The following is a 10,294-nucleotide window of genomic DNA, read 5'->3' on the forward strand; positions in this document are numbered from 1 at the left end:
ATCGCTCATATTTCCTTGCTTGTCAACCTTGTGGGCATCAGCTGGCAGCAACCTGGCCAGTTCTTCCAATGCTTTAGAAGCACCCATCACCGAACGCATCTCAAGCCAGTGGCCCAGTAGCATGATATCGATAAGTGTTGCCAGTTCCCAGAAGAAGATCATCCCCGCCAGGCCAAAAACAACCAGACTGCTATATACATATGCAACTGTGATAGCTACGGCTATCAGGGTCATCATACCGGGAGCATGTGAAATCAGTTCATCCTTGATGCCCACAAGGAAAGGCCGGCCACCGTAGAAGAATATGATCGTGGAAAGCACGAACAGCACATAAATGTCACCTGTGAAGGCGGGTACTGTTATCCCGAAAACTGCAGACAGGAACTCACGGATAATGGGAGATAGTAAGAGCACAGGGATGGTGATAATGGCAGAGACAAAGAACCGCTTCTTGAAATCTTCCACCATCATGGCATGGTGGCTGGTGTGGACTGTGTGTTTGTCCTGTGCACCATGTTTGCCATACTGGAGGTGTTCCCCATGTTCCATATGGTCTTGTTCCATATGGGATGATTTCGGTTCAATTTCCTGATGTGCGGTATCATGATGCATATGCTCATGCATTGACATGTCATCATCTTTCGTATGTCCCACTTCCCCTTATCCAATTACATTTTTCAGCAATCTGGCTATCAGATGCCTAATTTATTGCGTTTGTTCTCTATATGCTCCATCATGGCATCTACAGCTTTTTTGGCATCTGTTTCCACGTCCATTGATCCTCCCGTGACGTTCTTGCAGTCTTGAGTGAGCAATTTCACAAGCCGTGGAGCACCTGTAATAGTGGGTACAGGATTGACGTGTGTGTACAGACCCAGTGCAAGAGCATAGACTGCATCGATAGTAGCTTTCTGTTCCATGTATTCGGGTGCTGTTGCTACCACTGGCAGGTCAGGCAAAGGTACATCTCCCAGTGCTGCTGATATGGAACCAAGCAGATCTGCCAGCCTTCCAGTATCGGTACACGTACCAAAACTGAGCACTGGGGGCACACCAAGCTTTCCACACAATCCCTTAAGTCCAGGTCCCGCAAGTTCCTTTGCCTCAGGGCTGCATAGCCCACCTACTTGCATTGCTGCGTTACCGCATCCCATGGAAAGTACCAGCACATCTCTGGCAATAAGTTCCTTTGCAACGTTCAGGCTATGACAATCCTGTCCTGTATCTCTAAGGGTGGTGCAGGATACCAGACCTGCGACACCTCTTATGGTCCCACTTTTAATGGCATCCAGCAAAGGTACTATGCTACCACCAAGAGCCTCCGTTATGCTCTCTGATGAGAACCCCACAATAGCCTCATTCGTCGGAAGGCCCGTCACCGCTGATACAGTCTTGCTGCGTTCACTGAAGTTGTCTATAGCCATCTGCAACAACTGGGCTGCCTGCTCACGCGCCTTCTCAGGCACGTAATCTATCCTTTCGTCAATGCCTTCGAAAGAGACCAGATCACTTACAGGTATAAGTTTGAAATGATATTTTTCAGCATACAGAGGGTCGATGGGCATGGAGCAGTTCATGTCTGCAACGAACAGGTCTACACAGCCGCTAGCCATGACCGCTTCCTGCATGATCCAGTTTCCAGTGTACCCGAAGAACACGTCATCCATTTCCCATCTCTGGATCATTTCCTGGCCTGTCTCAATGTTGGCGATTATACGCATTCCTTTTGCCCCAACAGCACGTGCTTTGTCCTGCCATGTTTTTTCCCGCGCCAGCTGCACCATTGCAAATCCAAGGAATGGTTCATGGCCGTTAGGCAGTATATTCACATATTCAGGGTCAAGTACTCCCAGGTCGACTCTCATCTTATGAGGCCTGGGTAAACCGAAAAGAATGTCCTGACAGTACTCATTGACTATCTGGCTCTGGTAACCCATGGCTACCCCCAAACGCATGGCTTTGAGGGCAAGACTTACATAATTTCCATCGACGTTAGTAAGAGATGAACTCGTTGTTCTCATCATCTCACTGTGGATGCCATCAGGGAAAATGCCCAGCTTTTTCCATACTTCTCTGCGTTCTTGAGGTGCAAGTATCTCCACTATCCTACTATGTTTTCCATACTCGCTTCTGAAATCAGCTTCCACGAAATCGCACAGCTTCAAAGCCACTTCATTATCTGTACCTGATGTGTCGATGCCAAATCTTGCAGCAAAGGTCCTGAGTTTCTCAGGCTCTTTGATACTGAAAGGTGTTTTCCCCTGGGCTGTGGCTCTTAGTGTCTTTATGGTCTGCTCCGTATGGTACTGGTAAGTGGATGCTCCCATGACGTTACGCAACAGCATCATGCGCATTGCCATGCCGTCGGCAGTGATTCCACAAACACCTCTTTTATCCTTCTCCGCATTGGCTCTGCAGGGGCCGTTGGAACACAGGTCACAACGTACTCCTGCCTGGCAGAAATTACAACGTCTATCAGGATCTCCCCCCATTCCCTGTGCTTCATATCTATCCCAGATGTTGTTCATTCCATCTTCTTTGATCCTCTCATATACTTTCCTTACCGATGTGTGACAGGATATCCTATCTGATTCCATTTTCTCACTCCCTTAAGTCTAAGATTCCTAGCTTTACAATCTGACTATTTATAGTCTGGGGCTAGTATTTAAAAAAGTATCGATATACCTAGAAGATGACTGTGTATTAGATCCTCACTCCGCAATATTTACAAAAACATGCATCTTCATCGTGGTCATCATGACCGCACTTTGAGCATGTGAGCCTCTTACGCTTCTTTTTTCTCTCTTCCATAGAAACTAGGGACATTTCACTGGTCACTATCCCTGTAGGCACAGCGATGATGCTGTAGCCCAGTATCATCACAAAGGAAGCAAGTGCTCTGCCTAGGGGTGTTTGGGGTACTATATCGCCAAACCCCACTGTAGTGATTGTCACTATGGCCCAGTATATGCCACTCGGGATGCTTGTAAACCCATTCTCTTCACCTTCAATGAGGTACATGAGAGAACCCATTATGACTACCATTGTCAGTACAGTGAACAGAAATATGATTATCTTCCGGCTGCTTGCACGCAATGCTTTCAGTAGCAGTTCCGCCTCAGTGATATACTGTACCAGTTTGAACACTCTGAATATCCTCAACACACGCAGCACTCTGATGACGAGCAGGAACTGACTACCTGGCAGGATGAGACTTATATACGTTGGTATTATGGAAATTATGTCCACTATACCGAAGAAACTGGTGCTATAGGCCATCTTACTCCTGACACACATAAGGCGTAGCAGGTATTCGATGGTAAAAAGAATTGTAAAGAACCATTCCAATCCATGCAGCACACTACCATGGGTATTCCTGAGGGAACTAACACTGTCCAGCATCACCACAATGACACTCAGGAGTATGCTGGCAATAAGAAGGATGTCAAAGTATTTTCCAGCATTTGTATCAGCTTCAAAAATAACGTTATATAGCCGTTTTCTCCATTCCGGGCCTGCTGGCCTGTTCTCTTTTTCTCTAAAAAAAGTGGCCATTTCCTCACCTTTCAGAAGTATTCAAACAAGCTTTTTTGTCCTATATTTTGCTGCAGGTTACCCACTCGTACACCTATCCTTCGGAAGTTCATGCTGCTTTCCTGAAGGAACTGCAACATCATCTCCCTTGCAGTATCATGTAGAATGCCTTTGTCTGAGACTGCATGGTTGAGAGTGCGGCTTTTAGTTGACATCCTGAAGTTGGAGAAGATCACGGTTATAGTCACGGATCTGAATCTCACTTTCCTTGAACCCGCCTTTTTGATAACATCATCCACCAACTCGTCCATAAGGGAGAATATCATATCATCATTCCTGGTGTCTTCTTTCAGGGAAGCCATTCTACCTATCTGGTCCGTGGCAGTCCTCTCAGTGACAGGTGATTCATCGATACCAGATGCGGCTTTTTTGAGCCATGTGCCCCGGTTCTTACCAAACACCGCGATGAGTTCCAGAGCATCATAGGCTGCAAGCTGGCCGACGGTTTCGATGCCCATTTGCTGGAGTTTCTCTTCAGTAACCTTCCCGATACCCCAGAGCTTTTTCACAGGCATGGGACTTAAAAAATCTGTCACATCTTCTGGTTTCACAACTGTCATACCGTCAGGCTTTCGGAAAGATGATGCCATCTTGGCTATGAGCTTGTTAGGGCCAATACCCACGGAACATGTGAGTTTTTCATGTTCCAACACATCTTGTTTGATCTGCATGCCAATGTCCTTTGCCTTCTCAAAGTTTCCACCGCAGTTCTGGGATATTTCCAGAAATGCCTCATCAATGCTTATCTTTTCGAAGGATTCCTCACTATCAGCATGTGAACGCAGTATGTCCATGACACGTGCCGAAATATCCTCATATAGCTCTTTGCGCACAGGAAGAAAAACAGCATCAGGTTTGAGGGCCTTAGCTTGCCTGCAGGGCATGGCCGAACGAATACCTGCTTTTCTGGCAATATAATTGGATGTGCTCACTGCTCCACCTTCTTCACCCCGGTTGGAGTACATGCACACAACTACTGCTTTATCTTTGAGTGAAGGGTCTTCACGCTCTTCGATAGCAGCGTAGAAGTAATCCATGTCCACATGTAGTATCACACGTTCCATCACAAGGAAAAAGGGCGGGGTAGTTTTTATGATTAACCCGTCTGTCAAAGTATTGTATCCCTGCAGTCCACATAGAACGTACTGAAATCCGGGAGTTTTCCTGCAATGGGTTTTGCATATATTACTCTGTTTTGAGGTGGGGCCTGAACTCCTTCAGCAGTTCAAGCAGAGGATCAGCAGGATCCAGGTACGTACCAAAAAAATCACATTTTGTCTCATACATCATAGAACTGCAGGGTTTAAATATCTCCATCATAGCATCTGCATACTCAGGCTTGAATGCATGGTTCACGATGTTACGGAACTTGAAATACTCTCCTTCTTTAGGTATAAGGGGTATGCGTGTGAAATGCCACAGCACTCCCCATGTTTGCCATGAGCTTCCAGAGAAATGGTTCCCTGGTATATGCCATCTCTGCAAGTACTGCTGTATCCCAGAAACCTCCATAGGCCACTATACTACCGTTATGCTTGGCTACAATGAAATTCTTAAGTCTGTATCCCAATATCTTGTTTGCGTAATCTCTAAAACTTTCAGGCGTGAAGGGTATGAAATGTGTTCTTCCTTTCTGGTTGGTAGACATTTCACAAAAGAATAGATATACGAAGCATTGATTTCTTCTGCGTGCTTTTCTACTTCTCTGATCAGCTGGGTTGCTATACCTTTTCTACGAAAAGCCGGATTTACCATGACTTCAGCCAGGTATACATAAGGCCCCAGAGGTCCATGTTTGACAGTCCAACCCACATAACCTATAGCCTCTTCCTGTTCTTCTGCCACCATTTTATTCCAGTTATCATAAAGCTCATATCTTGTGGTGATATCTGGTGAAAGATCAGTCATTATAGCTAGTTTTCATTACCCTGTGGGCTCAGTTTTTCAATATTAAGCAATGTATCATTGTCGCTAGGCATGAAGGGTCTTATTAGTACTATATATTTCCCCCAAGACTAATTATGTTAGTTATAGACAAAAAATAGACTCTAAACCTAACACTTTTCTTCATGAGGCACTCAAGTTCCCCTTAACTAAATATTGATTTTAATAAATATATAGTTTTGTGGTTATCTGAGAATTAAATTAAATAAATTGTAAATAATGTAAACAGATAAATGATTTATTTACTGGTATAAATTTAGCTGATTACATAAACAAATACATGCATAATTATATATACAATTAGAAGGAAATTCATGTCCATAGGTCGACGGATATTTTGTTCAGAAGATATTTATACTAATTCATAGTTAATAAACTCATTAATAGATTAACATTGGTCATTGATTTCCAAAACAAAAATTGGAGGTTATGCTATGGAAAATGTAAAAACAAGTATAGTCAATTACTTAAAAGACAATTCTTTTATGGACAAGAACGCCAAGTTGGAAGATACTGATTCTCTTACCCAGAGTGGAATCATAGATTCGATTGGTTTACTCGAATTGTTGGATTTCATAAGTGAAAAATATTCAATAGAAATTCCTGAAGACATGCTTACCCCGGAAAATCTGGATTCATTGAAAGGATTAACTAATATGGTAACTAATCTTGCAAAGTGAGATAATGAAAATAGATGCATATCTTACAGAGCATGCCAGAAAAACACCTTCTCGCATTGCCCTGGAAGAGGGTAATAATTCCATTTCATATGCAGCCCTTGAAGCTAGTGTTAATGACATAGCTTCGTCTATGCGGGAATTCAGCCATTGTAGGTTTGCAATACTTGAAGAGATGGGCATTCAGTACATAAAAATGCTCATGGCAGTGTATAGATCGGATAACATTGCTATTCCAATGCCGATCGAAATGCCCATATTCAGCTTGGAAAAGATACTTAATGCTGGTCATATTAAGAATATTATTACAACAGAGGTACAGTATTCTAAGTTTGGGAAAAGTTTTTTCGAACGCTTTAGAACCGTGATCATTGTTTCAGATAATGAACCGGTTAAATTTATGCGTAAAGAATTATCTACAGAGTCAAACAACCCAAAATTGAGATTGGTATTGTACACTTCCGGTACTACCGGTACTCCTAAAGGTGTCATGCTAAGTGACAAAAATCTTACAACAAATGCGGCAGCTATTATACAGATACTTGGTTTGACCTCTGAAGATAAAGCAACACTTGTAATATCTCCACACCATGCTTTTGGAAATTCGATCATTAATTCCCATTTGATGTCAGGTGGATGTATTGCAATGGGCAATATGAAATTTATAGGCTCGGTTTTTAGTTTAATAGAATCGGGTGTTACTGTATTCTATGGTGTGCCCAGTACATATCGTATACTTCTGCGTTATCCGGACAGGTTCAAAAAAGCATTTTCCAATGTCAAGATCGCTGCATCCGCTGGCGGTGGGATGACCAAGCAGATCGTGAAGAACATAAAGGAGCTAGCTCCTAACATCGAGATGCTGCCGATGTATGGTCAGACTGAAGCTACAGCAAGGCTTGCATATGTGCCAAAAGAAGATGTTGAAGAATTCATTGAAACCATAGGCAAGCCAATCCCTGGTGTAACTCTGGATGTATTTGATGACAACAGTAACCCCGTTGGGCCAAACGTCACAGGTGAACTGGTTGCTAAAGGCGATAATATACTGTTGGGATATCTGGATGATGAAAATGCCACTAAGAAGAAGATAGTGGACGGATGGATGTATACCGGAGATCTCGCACAGAAATTACCCAATGGATACTTAAAATTAATGGGACGCAAGGACGATCTCCTCAAAATAGGAGACCATTTGGTAAACCCAAGAGAAATAGAAAAATCTATTGAGAACAACAATAAGGTTTCTGCAGTTTTTGTTGTACCAATATCTCATGAACTTATGGGAACTGCCATAAGTCTCATGGTAATACCTGAACCGGAAACTGACATTGATACTTTGTTCAAATTCTGTCGCAAGAATTTTCCCTCTCACTTACATCCTAAAGAGATTCTCTTTATTGAAAATCTTCCCTTAACTGAGAATGGTAAGATCTGCAATCGATTGATCATAGAGGAATACCACAATGTCAAAAATTGTATGTAAAAAATGTGTTCTGGATTCTGAGATACCAGGTATAACCATCAATCCGGAGACTGGTCTCTGTCATTTCTGTGAAACTTATAAACCTCTTACTGAATCCGATAAGGAAAAATATCTGGCAGAGATGGAAGAGATCTTTGATAGGATCAAAGGAAAGGGTGAATATGATGTTATCTATGCACTATCTGGTGGAAAAGACTCATCATATACACTTTATAAGCTCAAAAAGGATTATCCATTCCTGAAGGTTCTGGCTGTCCTGTTCAATAATGGTTTCATATCTGACAATGCGATTGAAAATGCCAAGAAGATGTGTGAGATCACAGGATCTGACTATTATGAGCTGACAATGGGCAGGAAACAGCTATGCAGTGTTTGGAAAAAAGCTGCTGATTCTGTGGATGCATTTCCAAAATTTGCCAAATACAGAGCCAGTGATATCTGCAACACTTGCATCAGTATCATCAAGCAGAAGCTGATAGAAAATGCCATTGCCAGAAACGCACCAGTCATAATATTTGCTTTCACAGCTGGACAAGCTCCTAATCCTATAATCAAGTTAAACTATAATTTCATCAATTTATCAAGAAACCTTTTTGAAAAGCAGCTTCAAAACATAGGTATTGATGACAAAGATGAAAGTTTCATGATCAAAAAGTCAGTCATTGAAAAGATGGACAAGAGCAATCCTCCCATGATCATCCATCCTCTATGCATGTGGGAATATAACGAGGATATGGTAGTGGAGACTGTGACCAAGATTGGATGGAAACCTCCAAAGCTCAATGACAGCAACTCGACCAACTGTAAGTTGAATTCCTTAGCCTGTCATAACCATCTGGAAAAATACGGAATCCATCCTTATGCATTTGACATAGCAGGGATTGTCAGGAACGGAGATATGTCCAGGGAAGTAGGACTGGAAAAACTTCATCAGGAATTATCACAGCCACTGATAGATGAAGCTGCCAAGGAACTGAAAGTGAAGGTGAACCCCTTAAAAAAACCATGATCTAATTTGATCGTTGCCATTGCCGCAAGGATACGTCCCTTGCCTTATAGAATACCATTAACAGTTTAATAATATTAGAGGAGAGAAATACCATGCAGATAATGGACGAACTTAACAGGGATATTGACAAAGTAGCTCTGACTCTCAGGCACTTTATCAAGGAACAGATTGTCGGTTTTAAGAAGAAAGGCGCTGTCATAGGAGTCTCAGGTGGTATTGATTCAGCTGTGATGCTTACTCTTTGTGTACAGGAGCTTGGAGTTGAGAATGTATTTGGAATGCTGCTGCCTGAGAAAGAATCAGCTGCTTCGAGCACTCCTTTAGGCGCAGAGATATGTGAAAGCCTTGGAGTAGCCTATGAAGAGGTTCCTATCTCTCCGATACTTGAAGCACTTGATATTTACAATAAGAAAGATCAGGTAATTAAGAGAGCCTGTCCTGAATATGATCCCAAGATTCACAAAACATCTCTTGTGTTGCCTGACTTCCTCAGTACAGGCGCAGTGAACGTTCCATATCTGAAACTTGTAAAAGATGGTGAGGTCGTTGCACAGCACAGATTGAAGGCAAGTGATTATCTGGAAATAATAGGATTGCAGGGTGTCAAGCAACGTTCCAGGATGATCGTTCAGTACATGTATGCTGAAAAAATGAACTACATAGTTTGTGGAACGACCAATAAGACAGAACTGGTTCTGGGTCAGTTCGTGAAGTACGGAGATGGTGGTGTGGATATTGAGCCTCTGGCAGATTGCTACAAGACTCAGGTCTATACTCTGGCAAAATACCTCAATGTCAATGAAGAGATCATTAAGCGCCCACCAAGCGCTGATACATGGAGCCATTACACTACTGATCAGGACTTTTACTGGCGTATGCCCATTCAGATCATGGACCAGTTGCTGTATAGTAAAGAGCATAAATTGTCTCTTGATGTGATCGAGAAGAACACAGGGCTTCCCAGAGAGACTGTACAAAACGCCCTGAAACATCTTGATAGGGTAGAGAGCACTACAGAATACATCAGATCAGCTCCGCCAACCTGTTATATCAACAGATGAAACGTGAGATAATGCTTGATGGTAAAGTTGTACTGGTTACTGGAGCAAGTCGGGGTATAGGAAAGGCTATAGCCTTGCTTGCTGCAGAGAACCATGCACACGTTATTATCAATTACAATAAAAATGAGAAGGGTGCTTCTGAACTTGTGGATTTGATACATGGAAAGGGTTTTTCTGCTTCCATGATCAAAGCTGATGTTTCATCAGAAGATGAAATAAAGGACATGTTCATCTCAATAAAAGAAAAGCATTCCCGGATCGATGTGCTGGTGAACAACGCCGGACTCATGAGAAACAGTCTTCTGGCACTTACCAGTACAGAACTTTTTGATCATACTATCGATGTCAATCTAAAGGGAACATTTCTGTGTACCAGATATGCATCGAACATGATGAGAAAACAAAAAGCAGGACGTATTATTAATATCTCTTCGATCGTGGGTATACATGGTTATGAAGGCCAGACAGTGTACTCTGCAAGTAAGGCAGCAGTAGTCGGATTTACGCGATCCGCTGCGAAAGA

General features: G+C 42.6%; 10 protein-coding genes and 1 pseudogene. 5 read left to right on the forward strand and 6 right to left on the reverse strand.

Going from position 1 to position 10,294, the window contains the following annotated elements; translation table 11 throughout:
• The 6 genes and pseudogenes from ACCM36_RS07030 to ACCM36_RS07055 all read right to left on the reverse strand — a co-directional run.
• A pseudogene (locus ACCM36_RS07030) lies at nucleotides 1-654 on the reverse strand (heavy metal translocating P-type ATPase); the annotation flags it as partial.
• A 38-nt stretch (nucleotides 655-692) separates the two neighbouring features.
• The gene (gene cooS / locus ACCM36_RS07035) at nucleotides 693-2,597 is read right to left on the reverse strand and encodes an anaerobic carbon-monoxide dehydrogenase catalytic subunit (protein ID WP_370573044.1); all 1,905 of its coding nucleotides are present in this window, start codon (nucleotides 2,595-2,597) and stop codon (nucleotides 693-695) included.
• Nucleotides 2,598-2,703: 106 nt separating this feature from the next.
• On the reverse strand, nucleotides 2,704-3,555 hold the full coding sequence (locus tag ACCM36_RS07040; RefSeq protein ID WP_370573045.1) for an ion transporter: 852 nt from the start codon (nucleotides 3,553-3,555) through the stop codon (nucleotides 2,704-2,706).
• 11 nt (nucleotides 3,556-3,566) lie between these two features.
• A complete protein-coding gene (dinB, locus tag ACCM36_RS07045; protein WP_370573046.1) occupies nucleotides 3,567-4,658 on the reverse strand; it encodes a DNA polymerase IV in 1,092 nt (363 codons plus the stop codon).
• A 121-nt stretch (nucleotides 4,659-4,779) separates the two neighbouring features.
• Nucleotides 4,780-5,106 (reverse strand): hypothetical protein, encoded by a 327-nt coding sequence (locus ACCM36_RS07050; RefSeq protein WP_370573047.1) that lies wholly within the window; start codon nucleotides 5,104-5,106, stop codon nucleotides 4,780-4,782.
• A gap of 27 nt (nucleotides 5,107-5,133) precedes the next feature.
• Nucleotides 5,134-5,502, reverse strand: coding sequence for a GNAT family N-acetyltransferase (locus tag ACCM36_RS07055; RefSeq protein ID WP_370573048.1), 369 nt, complete (start codon nucleotides 5,500-5,502; stop codon nucleotides 5,134-5,136).
• A gap of 470 nt (nucleotides 5,503-5,972) precedes the next feature.
• Between ACCM36_RS07055 and ACCM36_RS07060 the strand changes: the two genes are divergently transcribed.
• The 5 genes from ACCM36_RS07060 to ACCM36_RS07080 form a co-directional block, all read left to right on the forward strand.
• Nucleotides 5,973-6,218, forward strand: coding sequence for a phosphopantetheine-binding protein (locus tag ACCM36_RS07060; protein WP_370573049.1), 246 nt, complete (start codon nucleotides 5,973-5,975; stop codon nucleotides 6,216-6,218).
• A gap of 4 nt (nucleotides 6,219-6,222) precedes the next feature.
• Complete coding sequence (locus tag ACCM36_RS07065) at nucleotides 6,223-7,701, forward strand: class I adenylate-forming enzyme family protein (protein ID WP_370573050.1); 1,479 nt, start codon at nucleotides 6,223-6,225, stop codon at nucleotides 7,699-7,701.
• Nucleotides 7,682-8,710 (forward strand): hypothetical protein, encoded by a 1,029-nt coding sequence (locus tag ACCM36_RS07070; RefSeq protein WP_370573051.1) that lies wholly within the window; start codon nucleotides 7,682-7,684, stop codon nucleotides 8,708-8,710. Before ACCM36_RS07065 ends, ACCM36_RS07070 begins: the two co-directional genes overlap by 20 nt.
• A 92-nt stretch (nucleotides 8,711-8,802) precedes the next feature.
• Nucleotides 8,803-9,771, forward strand: a complete 969-nt coding sequence (nadE, locus tag ACCM36_RS07075) for an NAD(+) synthase (RefSeq protein ID WP_370573052.1) — start codon at nucleotides 8,803-8,805, stop codon at nucleotides 9,769-9,771.
• A partial coding sequence (locus ACCM36_RS07080; RefSeq protein ID WP_370573053.1) for an SDR family NAD(P)-dependent oxidoreductase occupies nucleotides 9,768-10,294 on the forward strand: 527 nt, incomplete at its 3' end. The genes nadE and ACCM36_RS07080, both read left to right, overlap by 4 nt.

Origin of the sequence: Methanomethylovorans sp. (assembly GCF_041305605.1) — an archaeon.
GTDB lineage: Archaea > Halobacteriota > Methanosarcinia > Methanosarcinales > Methanosarcinaceae > Methanomethylovorans.

Excerpts from the sequence above, each read along its gene's own strand:
- ACCM36_RS07050 (WP_370573047.1), bottom strand. The coding sequence starts at position 5,106 with ATGGAGGTTTCTGGGATACAGCAGTACTTGCAGAGATGGCATATACCA.
- ACCM36_RS07065 (WP_370573050.1), top strand. The coding sequence starts at position 6,223 with ATGAAAATAGATGCATATCTTACAGAGCATGCCAGAAAAACACCTTCT.
- ACCM36_RS07055 (WP_370573048.1), bottom strand. The coding sequence starts at position 5,502 with ATGACTGATCTTTCACCAGATATCACCACAAGATATGAGCTTTATGAT.
- ACCM36_RS07040 (WP_370573045.1), bottom strand. The coding sequence starts at position 3,555 with ATGGCCACTTTTTTTAGAGAAAAAGAGAACAGGCCAGCAGGCCCGGAA.
- dinB (WP_370573046.1), bottom strand. The coding sequence starts at position 4,658 with ATGGAACGTGTGATACTACATGTGGACATGGATTACTTCTACGCTGCT.
- cooS (WP_370573044.1), bottom strand. The coding sequence starts at position 2,597 with ATGGAATCAGATAGGATATCCTGTCACACATCGGTAAGGAAAGTATAT.
- ACCM36_RS07060 (WP_370573049.1), top strand. The coding sequence starts at position 5,973 with ATGGAAAATGTAAAAACAAGTATAGTCAATTACTTAAAAGACAATTCT.
- ACCM36_RS07070 (WP_370573051.1), top strand. The coding sequence starts at position 7,682 with ATGTCAAAAATTGTATGTAAAAAATGTGTTCTGGATTCTGAGATACCA.
- nadE (WP_370573052.1), top strand. The coding sequence starts at position 8,803 with ATGCAGATAATGGACGAACTTAACAGGGATATTGACAAAGTAGCTCTG.